Origin of the sequence: Rubrivivax sp. JA1026 (assembly GCF_011065555.1) — a bacterium.
GTDB lineage: Bacteria > Pseudomonadota > Gammaproteobacteria > Burkholderiales > Burkholderiaceae_C > Rubrivivax > Rubrivivax benzoatilyticus.
The window spans coordinates 760,924-774,022 of sequence record NZ_JAALCQ010000001.1 but is presented as its reverse complement, the minus strand read 5'-3'; the positions used below and the strand labels follow the sequence as shown (position 1 = coordinate 774,022).

11 protein-coding genes and 1 tRNA gene are annotated in these 13,099 nt (G+C 71.1%); 4 read left to right on the top strand and 8 right to left on the bottom strand.

Annotation, left to right across the window (positions count from 1 at the left end; all coding sequences use genetic code 11):
* Positions 1 to 15 precede the first annotated feature (15 nt).
* The 4 genes from frr to rpsB all read right to left on the bottom strand — a co-directional run bounded on the left by frr (position 16) and on the right by rpsB (position 3,146).
* Positions 16 to 576 carry a ribosome recycling factor gene (gene frr, locus G5B56_RS03545; RefSeq protein WP_009858808.1) on the bottom strand — a complete coding sequence of 187 codons (561 nt, stop codon included), beginning with the start codon at positions 574 to 576 and terminating at the stop codon, positions 16 to 18.
* A gap of 15 nt (positions 577 to 591) precedes the next feature.
* Positions 592 to 1,302 carry a UMP kinase gene (gene pyrH, locus G5B56_RS03540; protein ID WP_164962330.1) on the bottom strand — a complete coding sequence of 237 codons (711 nt, stop codon included), beginning with the start codon at positions 1,300 to 1,302 and terminating at the stop codon, positions 592 to 594.
* A gap of 78 nt (positions 1,303 to 1,380) precedes the next feature.
* The gene (gene tsf, locus G5B56_RS03535; protein ID WP_009858806.1) at positions 1,381 to 2,301 is read right to left on the bottom strand and encodes a translation elongation factor Ts; all 921 of its coding nucleotides are present in this window, start codon (positions 2,299 to 2,301) and stop codon (positions 1,381 to 1,383) included.
* A 101-nt stretch (positions 2,302 to 2,402) separates the two neighbouring features.
* Entirely contained in the window at positions 2,403 to 3,146 is a 744-nt protein-coding gene (gene rpsB / locus G5B56_RS03530; RefSeq protein ID WP_009858805.1) for a 30S ribosomal protein S2, read from the bottom strand.
* Between the two features lie 186 nt (positions 3,147 to 3,332).
* Between rpsB and G5B56_RS03525 the strand changes: the two genes are divergently transcribed.
* From G5B56_RS03525 to G5B56_RS03515, 3 genes are read left to right on the top strand one after another with little or no spacing between them, the layout of a single operon-like run.
* Complete coding sequence (locus G5B56_RS03525; protein ID WP_164962329.1) at positions 3,333 to 4,706, top strand: amidase; 1,374 nt, start codon at positions 3,333 to 3,335, stop codon at positions 4,704 to 4,706.
* 2 nt (positions 4,707 to 4,708) lie between these two features.
* Positions 4,709 to 5,962, top strand: a complete 1,254-nt coding sequence (locus tag G5B56_RS03520) for an FAD-dependent oxidoreductase (protein WP_009858803.1) — start codon at positions 4,709 to 4,711, stop codon at positions 5,960 to 5,962.
* A gap of 23 nt (positions 5,963 to 5,985) precedes the next feature.
* On the top strand, positions 5,986 to 7,452 hold the full coding sequence (locus G5B56_RS03515; RefSeq protein WP_164962328.1) for an NAD(P)H-hydrate dehydratase: 1,467 nt from the start codon (positions 5,986 to 5,988) through the stop codon (positions 7,450 to 7,452).
* A 60-nt stretch (positions 7,453 to 7,512) separates the two neighbouring features.
* Here the strand turns inward: G5B56_RS03515 and rnr are convergent, their stop codons facing one another.
* Positions 7,513 to 9,786, bottom strand: a complete 2,274-nt coding sequence (gene rnr, locus G5B56_RS03510) for a ribonuclease R (protein ID WP_164962327.1) — start codon at positions 9,784 to 9,786, stop codon at positions 7,513 to 7,515.
* 33 nt (positions 9,787 to 9,819) lie between these two features.
* Between rnr and G5B56_RS03505 the strand changes: the two genes are divergently transcribed.
* Positions 9,820 to 9,904, top strand: a tRNA-Leu gene (locus G5B56_RS03505).
* A gap of 104 nt (positions 9,905 to 10,008) precedes the next feature.
* Here the strand turns inward: G5B56_RS03505 and G5B56_RS03500 are convergent.
* Genes G5B56_RS03500 through G5B56_RS03490 form a run of 3 tightly spaced genes read right to left on the bottom strand, consistent with a single transcriptional unit; the run spans position 10,009 to position 13,084 of the window.
* Positions 10,009 to 10,530 (bottom strand): phosphoribosyltransferase, encoded by a 522-nt coding sequence (locus G5B56_RS03500; RefSeq protein ID WP_009858800.1) that lies wholly within the window; start codon positions 10,528 to 10,530, stop codon positions 10,009 to 10,011.
* 29 nt (positions 10,531 to 10,559) lie between these two features.
* On the bottom strand, positions 10,560 to 11,900 hold the full coding sequence (locus G5B56_RS03495) for an adenylosuccinate synthase (protein WP_009858799.1): 1,341 nt from the start codon (positions 11,898 to 11,900) through the stop codon (positions 10,560 to 10,562).
* 23 nt (positions 11,901 to 11,923) lie between these two features.
* Positions 11,924 to 13,084 carry an ATP phosphoribosyltransferase regulatory subunit gene (locus G5B56_RS03490; RefSeq protein ID WP_164962373.1) on the bottom strand — a complete coding sequence of 387 codons (1,161 nt, stop codon included), beginning with the start codon at positions 13,082 to 13,084 and terminating at the stop codon, positions 11,924 to 11,926.
* Positions 13,085 to 13,099: the final 15 nt, after the last annotated feature.

Genomic DNA, 13,099 nt, shown 5'->3' with positions numbered 1-13,099 from the left:
GGCGACGCAGGTGGCTCAGACGGCCATGACCTCCGCTTCCTTCGCCTGGACGAGCTTGTCGATCTCGGCGATGGTGCGGTCGGTCAGGCGCTGGACCTCGTCCTGGCCGCGGCGCTCGTCGTCCTCGGAGACGAGCTTGTCCTTGACCAGCTTCTTCAGCTGGTCGTTGGCGTCGCGGCGGACGGCGCGCACGTGGATCTTGGCTTCCTCGCCGGTGTGGCGCACGACCTTGGTCAGCTCCTTGCGGCGCTCCTCGGTCAGCGCGGGCATCGGCACGCGCAGCAGGTCGCCCTGGGCGGAGGGGTTCAGGCCGAGGTCGGACTCGCGGATCGCCTTCTCGATCTTCGGGCCCATGCCCTTTTCCCAGGGCTGGACGCTGATCGTGCGGGCGTCGAGCAGCGAGACGTTGGCGACCTGGCTGATCGGCAGCATCGAGCCGTAGTACTCGACATGCACCTGGTCGAGGATGCCGGGGTGGGCGCGGCCGGTGCGGATCTTGTGCAGTTCGTTCTTGAACGCGTCGACGGACTTCGCCATCTTCTCGGCGGCCGTCTTCTGGATGTCAGCGATGGTCATGGAGGTGAGGCCTCGTCAAACGTGCACGAGCGTGCCTTCGTCTTCGCCCAGCACGACGCGCTTGAGGGCGCCGGGCTTGTTGATGCTGAAGACCCGGATCGGCAGCTTCTGGTCGCGGCACAGCGCGAACGCCGTGGCGTCCATCACCTGCAGGTTCCGCGCGATGGCTTCGTCGAAGCCGATCGTCGAGTAGCGCGTCGCGGTCGGGTCCTTGTTGGGGTCGGCGGAATAGACACCGTCGACCTTGGTCGCCTTGAGCACGACCTCGGCGCCGATCTCGGCGCCGCGCAGCGCGGCGGCGGTGTCGGTGGTGAAGAACGGGTTGCCGGTACCGGCGGCGAAGACGACGATCTTGTCTTCCTCGAGGTACTGCAGCGCCTTGGGACGCACGTACGGCTCGACGACCTGCTCGATCGAGATCGCCGACATGACACGCGCGGTCATGCCTTCCTGGCGCATCGTGTCGGCCAGCGCCAGCGAGTTCATCACGGTGGCCAGCATGCCCATGTAGTCGGCGGTGGCGCGGTCCATGCCGACCGAGCCGCCCGCGACACCGCGGAAGATGTTGCCGCCGCCGATGACGACGGCGACCTGGCAGCCCAGGCTGGTGATCTCCTGGATTTCGCGCACCATGCGCACGATGGTGCCGCGGTTGATGCCGTACGAGTCCTCTCCCATCAGCGCCTCGCCCGACAGTTTGAGCAGAATGCGCTTGTATGCCGGCATGCGGGAGACTCCTGAATCGATGAGGGTGCGAGAGTGAGTGTAAGGGGGCACGAGGCCCCCTTTGTTGCAGGACCTAGCTTACTGGCCCTTGGCGGCAGCGACCTGGGCCGCGACTTCGGCAGCGAAGTCGTCGACCTTCTTCTCGATGCCTTCGCCGACCACGTACAGGGTGAAGCCCTTCACCGTGGTGCCGGCGGCCTTGAGCATCTGCTCGACGGTCTGCTTGTCGTTCTTGACGAAGGCCTGGTTCAGCAGCGAGACCTCCTTCAGGAACTTCTGCACCGAACCCTCGACGCGCTTGGCGACGATCTCCGGCGACTGCACCGGCTTGCCGGCGGCGGTCGCGGCGGCGGCGTCCTCGGCAGCCTTCTCGGCGGCGATGCGGCGCTCGGACTCGACCAGCTCGGCCGGGACTTCGCTGGCAGCCAGCGCCTTGGGCTTCATCGCGGCGACGTGCATCGCGACGTCCTTGGCGGCGACGGCGTCACCGTCGAACTCGACGACCACGCCGATGCGCGTGCCGTGCAGGTAGCTGGCGAGCTGGCCGCCGCCGGCGTAGCGCTTGAAGCGGCGGATCGACATGTTCTCGCCGATCTTGCCGATCAGGCCCTTGCGAACGTCCTCGAGCGTCGGGCCGAAGCCGTCCTGCTCGTAGGCCAGCGCGCCGAGCGCGGCGACGTCGGCCGGGTTCTTCTCGGCGACGAGCTGGGCCGCGGCCTTGGCGAAGGCCAGGAACGAGTCGTTCTTCGAGACGAAGTCGGTTTCGCAGTTGATCTCGACGAGCGCGCCGGTCGTGCCGTCGACGGCCGCGGCGACGACGCCTTCGGCGGTCACGCGGCTGGCGGCCTTGCCGGCCTTGTTGCCGAGCTTGACGCGCAGGATCTCCTCGGCGCGGGCGATGTCGCCGTCGGCCTCGGTGAGCGCCTTCTTGCACTCCATCATCGGCGCGTCGGTCTTGGCGCGCAGTTCGGCAACCATGCTGGCGGTGATTGCGGGCATCTCTCTACTCCATTCGGATGGCAGGAAACCGCCCCAGCACGTCGTGCGCGCCGGCGGCGGACTCACGGATTCGGGGCGGGGCCGCGTGGGCCCCGCACGGATCAGGCCTCTTCGCGGACCTCGACGAACTCGTCGGCGCCGGCGGCGGCTTGCACGACCTCGTTGGTCGCGCTGGCACGGCCTTCGAGCACCGCGTCGGCGACGGCGCGCGCGTACAGCGCGACGGCCTTGGCCGAGTCATCGTTGCCGGGGATCACGTAGTCGATGCCGACCGGCGAGTGGTTGGTGTCGACGACGCCGATCACCGGGATGCCGAGCTTCTTGGCTTCGGCGACGGCGATCTTGTGGTAGCCGACGTCGATGACGAACATCGCGTCAGGCAGAGCGCCCATGTCCTGGATGCCGCCGATGTCCTTCTCGAGCTTGACCAGTTCGCGATCGAACAGCAGGGCTTCCTTCTTGATCATCTGCTCCATGCCGGCTTCCTTGGTGGCCTGCATGTCCTTGAGCTTCTTCAGCGAGCCCTTGACCGTCTTGAAGTTGGTCAGCATGCCGCCGAGCCAGCGTTGGTCGACGTAGGGCATGCCGCAGCGCTGGGCTTCCATCGCGATCACCTCGCGCGCCTGGCGCTTGGTGCCGATCATCAGGATCGTGCCGCGACGCGCGCTCAGCTGGCGCACGAACTTCATCGCGTCCTCGAAGAGCGGCTGCGTCTTCTCGAGGTTGATGATGTGGATCTTGTTGCGATGGCCGTAGATGTACGGGGCCATCTTGGGGTTCCAGAAGCGCGTTTGGTGACCGAAATGGACACCGGCTTCCAGCATTTCACGCATGGAGACAGTCATGGAGACTCCGAAGGTTGGATCTAGAATCCCGGCGCTTGATCGTTGCCGAAGGTGACGGAATCGCTCGAGTCGTGTACGACTGAAGAGCTTCCCGACTCCCCGCCAGCGACACCTCAGGTGCCCGGGTTCGCGGATGTGTCCGTCTCGAATCGCAGGGGCATCAGCACCCGCCCCGAGACAAACCCGATGAGTCTACCACGCCGCGGCGCCCCCGATCTGGGCGACGCCCGGGACCGCATCGTGGCCGGCGCTTCCAGCGCCGCCGCGATGCTCGAAGAATCCCTCGCCGCAGCCGGCACGCCCCCCTGCCGACACACCTTCGTTCGCCGCTTCGACAACCAGGCGCGCGCTGCGGCCGCGGCGGTCGACACGCTGCACGCCGCCGGCGCCCCGCTGCCGCCGCTGGCCGGGCTGGCGGTGTCGATCAAGGACCTGTTCGACGTCGCCGGCCAGCCGACGACCGGTGCCTCGGCGGCGCTGGCCGACGCGCCGCCGGCCACGGCCGACTGCCCGGCTGTCGCCCGGCTGCGTGCCGCGGGTGCAGCACTGGTCGGCCACACCAACCTGTCCGAGTTCGCGTTCTCCGGCCTGGGCCTGAACCCGCACCACGGCACGCCGGCCAACCCGGTGACCGCGGCGCTGGACGCCACGCCGCGAGCGCCCGGCGGCTCCACCTCGGGCGGCGCGGTCAGCGTCGCCACCGGCGCCGCCTGGGCGGCACTGGGCTCGGACACCGGCGGCTCGATCCGCATCCCGGCGGCGTTCCAGGGCCTGGTCGGCTTCAAGAGCACACAAAGCCTCGTGCCGCTGGACGGCTGCATCCCGCTGTCGAGTTCGCTGGACACGGCCTGCGCGATCACGCGCTCGGTGGCCGACGCGGTGCGGATGCACGCCATCCTCGCGGCACGCACGCCACGCCCGGCCGTGCGTCCGCTCGAAGGGCTGCGTCTGGCGGTGCCGCGCACGCTGATGCTCGACGGCCTGGACGACCACGTCGCGGCGGCCTTCGACGCCGCGCTGGCGGCGCTGTCGGCCGGCGGCGCGCGCATCGTCGAGATCAACCTGCCCGAACTCGCCGAGCTGGCAACGCTGAACGCCGCGGGTGGCCTGCCGGCCGCCGAGTCCTGGACCTGGCACCGCCGGCTCCTGGCCGAACGTGGCGCACGCTACGACCCGCGTGTCGCCGCCCGCATCCGCCGCGGCGAGACGATGTCGGCCGCCGACTACCTGGACCTGCTGCATGCACGCCGCGACTGGATCGCGCGCGTGCAGGCGGCGTTCGCCGGCTTCGACGCCGCGCTGTCACCGACGGTGCCGATCGTCGCGCCGCCGCTGGCACCGCTGGAGGCCGACGACAAGCTCTTCTTCGCCACCAACGCGCTGGTGCTGCGCAACCCGGCAGTGGTCAATTTCCTCGACGGCTGCGCGCTGTCGCTGCCCTGCCAGCCGCCCGGAACGCTGCCCGTCGGGCTGATGCTCTGGGCACCGGCCTTCGCCGACGACGCCGTGCTCGGCGCGGCGCTGCAGGTCGAGAGCGCGCTTACCGCGCGGGAGGCCTGAGGATGCGTGTCGCCGTCATCGGCGCCGGCATCGTCGGCGTCACCACCGCGTTCGAACTCGCCGCCGACGGGCACGAGGTCGTCGTCTTTGAACGCCGCGGCAGCGTCGCCGCGGAAACCAGCTTCGCCAACGCCGGCGTGCTCGCGCCCGGCTACGTGATGCCCTCGGCCGCGCCGGGCATGCCGTTGAAGCTGATGCTGCAGCTGTTGCGCCGCGAAGGCGCGCTGACGCTGGACGGCCTGGGAGTCTGGAGCCAGCTGCCCTGGCTGTGGCGCTGGTGGCGCGCCTGCCGGCCCGGCGTGCACGCGACCAACCGCGCGGCAATGCTGCGCCTGGCGCGGCTCAGCCAGGAGCGCCTGGCCACGCTGACCCGCGCGCTGCGCCTGGACTACGAGCACAGCCGCGGCTACACGGTGCTGCTGCGCAGCGAGCGTGAACTCAAGCGCTCGCGCCCCGGCCTGAAGCTGCTCGCCGAACTCGGCGTGCCGTTCGAACTGCTGGACGCCGAGCGTGCGCGCCAGGTCGAACCCGGTCTGAACCCGGACACCACGCTGCGCGCCGCCGTGCACCTGCCGCAGGACGGCGTCGGCAACTGCCGCCAGTTCGCGCAGTTGCTGAAGACCGAAGCCGAACGGCGAGGCGCCGACTTCCGCTTCGGCGTCGAGGTCCAGCGCATCGGCACGGGCGCCGGCCCGACCGTGACCGCCGCCGGCACCGAAGAGCGTTTCGACGCCGTCGTGCTGTGCAGCGGCGCGGCCTCGGCACCGCTGCTGCAGTCGCTGCGACTGAAGCTGCCGCTGGCGCCCGTCTGGGGCTACGCGGTCACCGCGCCGCTGCGCCAGCTCGAAGGTTATCCGGACCTCGGCCCGCGCTCGGCGGTGTTCGACGAGCGTTACCGGGTCACCGTGTCGCGGCTGGGGCAGCGGGTGCGCGTGGCCGGCAGCAGCGAGATCGGCGGCCGCGCCGACCGCTACGACGAACGGGCGCTGCGCACGCTGTACCGCGTGCTCGAGGACTGGTTCCCCGGCGCGTTCGTGCCGACCCAGGCGCAGCGCTGGAAAGGCGCACGCCCCAGCCTGCCCGACGGCCCGCCGGTGCTGGGGGCCAGCGGCCTGCCGGGCGTCTGGCTGAACCTCGGCCACGGTGCCAGCGGCTGGGCGCTGGCCTGCGGCTCGGCGCGCGTGCTCGCCGAGCAGGTGGCCGGGCGCGCCGCGCCGCTGGACATGACGGCGCTCGGTCTGGAACGCCTGCGCTGAAGCGGCAGGACGAGAATGGCGGCATGAGCCCCGTCCTCGTCGCCCCCGATACCGGCTGGCCGCTGCACGACGCCGCCGCCTCCCGCGCCGCCGAAGCGGCGGCGCTGGCCGGCGCACCGCCGCACGCGCTGATGCGGCGTGCCGGCCTCGGCGTCGCCCGGCTGGCGCTGGCGCTGGCCCCGCACGCGCGCACCGTCGCCGTGCTCGCCGGCCCGGGCAACAACGGCGGCGACGGCCTCGTCGCCGCGCGCCATCTGCACGCCGCGGGAAAGGCCGTGCGTGTCGTGCTGGCCGGCGACAGCGGCCGGCTCCCGGCGGACGCCGCCGACGCGCTGGCGGCGGCACAGGCCGCCGGCGTGCCGATCGCCCTAGCGCTGGACGAAGCCCCGGCCGAGCTCGTCATCGACGCCCTGCTCGGCCTCGGCACGCGCCGCGCGCCCGAAGGCCGCATCGCCGCCGCGATCGACTGGGCCGCGACACGGCGCGCGCCGGTGCTCGCCGTCGACCTGCCCTCGGGCCTGCACCCGGACACCGGCCAGCCGCTGGGCGAGACCTGCCTGCGCGCCGACGCGACACTGGCCCTGCTGACGCTGAAGCCAGGGCTCTTCACCGGCCACGGGCGCGACCATGCCGGCCAGGTCTGGTTCGACGACCTCGGCGTGGCGGCCGGCGGCGAGACGGCACGCCTGGCCGGCGCGCCCCCCGGCCCGGTGCGCCACCACGCCCAGCACAAAGGCAGCTTCGGCGACCTCGCTGTCGTCGGCGGCGCGCCCGGCATGGCCGGCGCCGCCTGGCTCGCAGCACGCGCAGCACTGGCGGCGGGCGCCGGGCGCGTCTACTGCAGCCTGCTCGACGCCGACGCGCCGCTGCTGGACGCGGCTCGCCCCGAGCTGATGGGACGCCCCGCCTGGTGGCGTTCGCCGCCGGCGACGCTGGCCGCGGCGACCGTCGTCGCCGGCTGCGGCGGCGGCCAGGCGGTGCGCGAGGCACTGCCGGCGCTGCTGGCCCACGCCGGGCGGCTGGTGCTGGACGCCGACGCGCTCAACGTGCTGGCGGCGGATCCGTCGCTGCAGCGGCTGCTGACCCACCGTTCACGGCCGACGGTGCTGACGCCGCATCCGCTGGAAGCCGCCCGGCTGCTCGGCACGACGGCCGCCGCGGTCCAGGCCGACCGCGTGGCGGCCGCACAGCGCCTGGCCGAGCGCCTGGGCTGCGTCGTCGTGCTGAAGGGCTCGGGCAGCGTCGTCGCCGCACCCGGCGCCCTGCCCTCGCTGAACCCGACCGGCAACGCGCTGCTGGCCACCGCCGGCACCGGCGACGTGCTCGCCGGGTGGCTCGGCGGACGGTGGGCGGCGGGCGGCGAGGCCTTCGACAGCGCGGTGGCCGCCGCGTGGCAGCACGGCCACGCCGCCGATCGTGCGCAGGCCGCCGGCGCCAGAGCGCCGCTGCGCGCGGCCGATCTCGTCGAGGCGCTGCACGCGGCGGCCTGAGGCCGGTCGGGCGAGACCGACCTCGGCCGGCCAGCAACACGGGAGCGCCCCGGCCGGAGCTCAGCGGCGCGAACCCGCCTTGGCGGCCGTCTTGCCGGCGGTCTTGCGGGCGCCGGTCTTGCGCGGCGCCGCGGACGTCGTGCGCGCCTTGGACGCGGCTTTCGCGGCGCGGTCGGCGGCCCGCAGCGCGGCCAGCTCCTCGGTTGCCGATCCTGGCTTGTCGGCCCGCTCGGGCGTCGTGCGGCCGCGCGACAGCAGGCGCTCGGCCTCGCCGTCGCGCACCATGCGGAAGTCGATGCGGCGGCCGTCGAGGTCGACACGGCTGACCTGGACCTGCACTCGCGTGCCGATGGCGTAGCGCACGCCGGTGCGCTCGCCGCGCAGCTCCTGGCGCAGCTCGTCGTGGCGGAAGTACTCGCCGCCAAGCTCGGTGATGTGCACCAGGCCCTCGACGTAGAGCGCGTCGAGCGTCACGAACAGGCCGAACGGCGTCACCGCGCTGACCGTGCCGGCGTACTCCTCGCCCAGGTGCTCGCGCATGTAGCGGCACTTCAGCCAGGCCTCGACGTCGCGCGAGGCCTCGTCGGCGCGGCGCTCGTTGGCGCTGCAGTGCGCGCCGGCGGCCTCCCAGGCCTCCATCTCCTGCGACATCGGCTTGGCCGCCTTGACCGGCTTGCCGCCGCGGGCACCGCGACGCACCTCGGGCACCCGCGTCTTCGGGCTGGGCACGAGGTGGTAGCGGCGCGCGCCGAGCAGCGCCTTGATGACGCGGTGCACCAGCAGGTCCGGGTAGCGCCGGATCGGGCTCGTGAAGTGCGTGTAGGCGCCGTAGGCCAGGCCGAAATGGCCGGCGTTGCTGGCGGTGTAGATCGCCTGCTGCATCGAGCGCAGCAGCATGGTCTGGATCTGCTGCGCGTCGGGGCGGCCCTGCACGGCCTGCGAGATGGCCTGCATCTCCGCCGGCGTCGGCTCCTCGCTGAGGTGCAGGCCCAGGCCCAGCGCCTTCAGGTAGGACTGCAGCGCGGCACGCTTCTCGGGCGTCGGCCCTTCGTGCACGCGGTACAGCGACGGGTGCTCGCCGTGGGCGATGAAGTCGGCGGCGCAGACGTTGGCCGCCAGCATCGCCTCCTCGATCAGCCGGTGGGCGTCGTTGCGCACGCGCGGCACGATCTTCTCGATGCGGCCGTTGTCGTCGCAGACGATCTGCGTCTCGACGGTGTCGAAGTCGACCGCGCCGCGCTGGGCACGCTGCTTGAGCAGCGCACGGAAGACCTCGTGCAGGTGCACGAGCTGCGGCACCAGATCGGCCCGGCGCTGGGCCTCGGGGCCGCGCGTGTTCTGCAGCACCGCGGCGACCTCGGTGTAGGTCAGCCGGGCGTGCGAGCAGATCACCGCCGGGTAGAACTGGTAGGCGTCGAGCGTGCCTTCGGTCGACACCAGCATGTCGCAGACCATCGCCAGCCGGTCCTGCTCGGGGTTCAGCGAGCACAGGCCGTTGGACAGCTTCTCCGGCAGCATCGGGATCACGCGGCGCGGGAAGTAGACCGAGGTGGCGCGTTCGTAGGCGTCCTCGTCCAGCGGCTCGCCGGGTTTGACGTAGTGGCTGACGTCGGCGATCGCGACGATCAGCCGCCAGCCCTCGAACAGCGTCTTGCCGCGGCCGCGGCGGAACGGCTCGCAGTAGACGGCGTCGTCGAAGTCGCGTGCGTCCTCGCCGTCGATCGTCACCAGCGGCACGTCGGTCAGGTCGACACGGTTCTTGCGGTCGGCGGCGCGCAGCTTCTCGGGCAGCGCCGCAGCCTGGGCCAGCGTCTCGGGCGAGAAGCGGTGCGGCACCTCGTACTTGCGCACCGCGATCTCGATCTCCATGCCCGGATCGTCGATCTCGCCGAGCACCTCGGCGACGCGGCCGACCGGCTTGGAGTGCAGCGACGGCGGCTCGGTCAGTTCGACCGACACGACCTGGCCGACGGCGGCGCTGGCGGTGGCGTTCTTCGGGATCAGGATGTCCTGGCCGTAGCGGCGATCCTCGGGCGCGACGACCCACTGCCCGCCTTCGTGCAGCAGGCGGCCGATGATCGGCGTCTTGCGGCGGTCCAGGATGTCGAGCACGCGCCCTTCCGGCCGGCCCTTGCGGTCGAAGCGCACGATGCGCACGCGCACGCGGTCGCGGTGCAGCACCGAGCGCATCTCCTGCGACGCGAGATAGATCCAGGTGTCGCCTTCGTCGGGCACGACGAAACCATGGCCGTCACGATGGCCTTCGACACGGCCCTCAACCTCGCCCAACAGGCCGGTTGAAGAATTTTTTGCGGAGGGGCTTGCAGAGTCCATATTCCGATGCTATAGTTCTTTTCTTCCTGAGACGCCCAGATGGCGGAATTGGTAGACGCACTAGTTTCAGGTACTAGCGCTTAACGGCGTGGAGGTTCGAGTCCTCTTCTGGGCACCAAACAACGACGGGGTTTCGGAAATTATCTTCCGAAACCCCGTTGGCTTTTCCGGAGCACGGAAAATAAAAAAGGCCAGCTGCATGCTGGCCTTTTTGCTGGGCGGTCAGACCGCGAACTTGCGGGCGAGACCGTCGGGACGCAGGTTGTCGTATTCCTCGAACGGCTGGTGGATCCACGGGCTCGTCGGCAGGACCTCGCAGTAGTAGTCCGGGACGTAGCTCGAAACGCCCTTCACCCACAGCACCGCAGCGCGCAGCTCGGTGATCGACGGCATGCCGCGCAGGCGGTCGACCACCGCACGCAGCGTCACGCCGGTGTCGGCGAGGTCGTCGACGAGCAGCACGCGGCCCGCGAGTTCACCCTTGGGCATGGTGATGTACTTGGCCATGTCCAGACGACCCTGGATGGTGCCGGCGTCCGAGCGGTAGGAACTCGTCGACATGATCGCCAGCGGCTTGTCGAACACCCGCGACATGACGTCGCCGGGGCGCATGCCGCCGCGCGCCAGACACAGGATCTGGTCGAACTCCCAGCCCGAGGCATGCACCTTCAGCGCCAGGCGCTCGATCAGCAGGTGGTATTCGTCCCAGGATACGTAGAGGTGCTTGCCGTCGTCGGTGAGCATGGATTCTCCTTCTCGCGAATCGTCGTGTTTCAGGCGCGGAACGGATGCCGCAGCAGGATGGTATGGACCCGGTCGGGGCCGGTGGAAACCATGTCGATGGGCGCGCCGATCAAGGCCTGCACGCGCTCGAGATAACGCCGGGCGGGCGCCGGCAACTGTTCCCAGTTGGTCAGGCCGGCGGTCGTGTCGCTCCAGCCCGGCATGGTTTCGTAGATCGGCTGGCAACGCTCGATCTCGTCGGCGTCCAGCGGCAGCACGTCGATCACGCGGCCGTCGAGTTCATACCCGGTGCAGATCTTGATTTCCTGCAGGCCGTCGAGCACGTCGAGCTTGGTGATGCACAGGCCGGAGACGCCGTTGATGATGATCGAGCGCTTCAGCGCGGCGGCATCCAGCCAGCCGCAGCGTCGCGCGCGGCCGGTGACGGTGCCACGCTCCTGGCCGACGGTCGACAGGTGGTGGCCGATCGTGCCCGGGGTCTCGATGTCGAGCTCGGTCGGGAACGGGCCGCTGCCGACACGCGTCGTGTAGGCCTTGGTGATGCCCAGCACGTAGTGCAGCATGCCCGGGCCGAGACCCGAGCCGGCGGCGGCGTTGCCGGCGACGCAGTTGCTCGAGGTGACGTACGGATAGGTGCCGTGGTCGATGTCGAGCAGCGTGCCCTGCGCGCCTTCGAACAGCAGGTTCTCGCCGACGCCATGGGCCTGGAACAGCCGGTAGCCGACGTCGGCCATCATCGGGCGCAGCTGCTCGGCGGCACGCAGCGCGTCGTCGAGGATGGGCTGCAGCTCCAGCGGCTGGCCGCCGAGCACACCGGTCAGCTCGGCGTTGTGCAGGTCGAGCAGCGCGCGCAGCTTGGCTTCAAGGCGCGCCGGGTGCTTCAGATCCTGCACGCGCAGCGCGCGGCGGGCGACCTTGTCTTCGTAGGCCGGGCCGATGCCCTTGCCGGTGGTGCCGATCTTGCCGCTGCCGCAGCTTTCGCGCTGCGCTTCACGCGCACGGTCGATCTCGACGTGGAACGGCAGGATCAGCGGGCAGGACTCGCTGATGAACAGGCGCGAGCGCACCTCCAGGCCCAGCGCCTCCAGGCGCTCGATCTCGCCGAGCAGGTGCTTCGGGTCGACGACGACGCCGTTGCCGATGTAGCACTTGACGCCTTCGCGCATGATGCCCGAGGGGATCAGCTGCAGCGCCGTCTTGCGGCCGGCGATGACCAGCGTGTGGCCGGCGTTGTGGCCGCCCTGGAAGCGCACCACGCCCTGGGCGTGATCGGTCATCCAGTCGACGACCTTGCCCTTGCCTTCGTCGCCCCACTGGGTGCCGACGACCACGACGTTGCGTCCCGCGGTCGGGAGGATGCCTGTTTGCATGGGATGGGTTCCTTACGGGGGATTCAGCACGCGCGCAGCTGCCACTGGCCGTCCAGCAGCACCAGCTCGCGATCGCATTCGAAGGCCTGGGTCTCGACCTCGTGGCCGGGAAGCGCGGCGATCACGGTCTCGCCGGCTTCGCGCAGACGCCGCACGGCGGCACGCAGCGCGGCGTCCTCGCCCCAGGGGGCGCGGATCGCGCGGCCGGCGCCGACGGCCGGCGCCAGCTCGGCCAACGCCTTCAGGTCCAGGCTGAAGCCGACGGCCGGCCGGTTGCGGCCGAAGACCGCGCCGACCTCGTCGTAGCGGCCGCCACGCGCCAGCGCGTCGGCGCTGCCGGCGCCGTAGACGGCGAAGCGCAGGCCGCTGTAGTACGCGTAGCCGCTCATGTCCGACAGGTCGAAGCCGATCGCCAGGTTCGGGAAGGCGGCGCGCAGGTGGCGCGCGGTCCATTCGAGTTGCTCGAGCGCGGCGACGATCAGGCTGCGCTGCGGCAGCTCGGTGCGGGCAGCAGCCAGCACCTCGTCGCCGCCGTACAGGCGCAGCAGCGCCCGCAGCCCTCGACGCGTCTCGTCGGGCAGGCCGGCGGCCAGCGCCTCCAGCGCCGAGGCGTCCTTCTCGGACAGCGCGGCGACGACGTCCTGCAGACGCGCCGCGTCCACCGGCGCGCCGGCGAGCACGCCGCGCAGGATGCGCGCGTCGGCAAGGTCGATCGTCAGCTCGGACAGGCGCGCGGCGTGCAGGCAGTCCAGGGCGAGCTCGGCGACCTCCAGGTCGGCTTCGAGCCCGGCATGGCCGAAGATCTCGGCGCCGAACTGCAGCGGCTCGCGCGTCGCGTTCAGCCCGGAAGGCCGGGTATGCAGCACCGGGCCGCAGTAGCACAGCCGGGTCACGCCTTCGCGGTTGAGCAGATGGGCGTCGATGCGCGCGGCCTGCGGCGTCGTGTCGGCGCGCACGCCGAGCGTGCGACCGCTCAGCTGGTCGACCAGCTTGAAGGTCTTGAGGTCGAGTTCACGGCCGGTGCCCGACAGCAGCGACTCGAGGTGCTCGAGCAGCGGCGGCATCACGAGCTCGAAGCCGTAGCCGCGGGCGCGGTCCAGAAGGCGCCGCCTCAGCTCCTCGATGCGTCGGGCGTCGGCGGGCAGGACGTCGGCGATATGCTCGGGCAAGAGCCAAGCTGACAACATTCGAAAAGGCCT

Bases quoted from the DNA above. Each gene is read 5' to 3' on its own strand.
- frr (WP_009858808.1), bottom strand. From the start codon at position 576: ATGACCATCGCTGACATCCAGAAGACGGCCGCCGAGAAGATGGCGAAG.
- pyrH (WP_164962330.1), bottom strand. From the start codon at position 1,302: ATGCCGGCATACAAGCGCATTCTGCTCAAACTGTCGGGCGAGGCGCTG.
- tsf (WP_009858806.1), bottom strand. From the start codon at position 2,301: ATGCCCGCAATCACCGCCAGCATGGTTGCCGAACTGCGCGCCAAGACC.
- rpsB (WP_009858805.1), bottom strand. From the start codon at position 3,146: ATGACTGTCTCCATGCGTGAAATGCTGGAAGCCGGTGTCCATTTCGGT.
- G5B56_RS03525 (WP_164962329.1), top strand. From the start codon at position 3,333: ATGAGTCTACCACGCCGCGGCGCCCCCGATCTGGGCGACGCCCGGGAC.
- G5B56_RS03520 (WP_009858803.1), top strand. From the start codon at position 4,709: ATGCGTGTCGCCGTCATCGGCGCCGGCATCGTCGGCGTCACCACCGCG.
- G5B56_RS03515 (WP_164962328.1), top strand. From the start codon at position 5,986: ATGAGCCCCGTCCTCGTCGCCCCCGATACCGGCTGGCCGCTGCACGAC.
- rnr (WP_164962327.1), bottom strand. From the start codon at position 9,786: ATGGACTCTGCAAGCCCCTCCGCAAAAAATTCTTCAACCGGCCTGTTG.
- G5B56_RS03500 (WP_009858800.1), bottom strand. From the start codon at position 10,530: ATGCTCACCGACGACGGCAAGCACCTCTACGTATCCTGGGACGAATAC.
- G5B56_RS03495 (WP_009858799.1), bottom strand. From the start codon at position 11,900: ATGCAAACAGGCATCCTCCCGACCGCGGGACGCAACGTCGTGGTCGTC.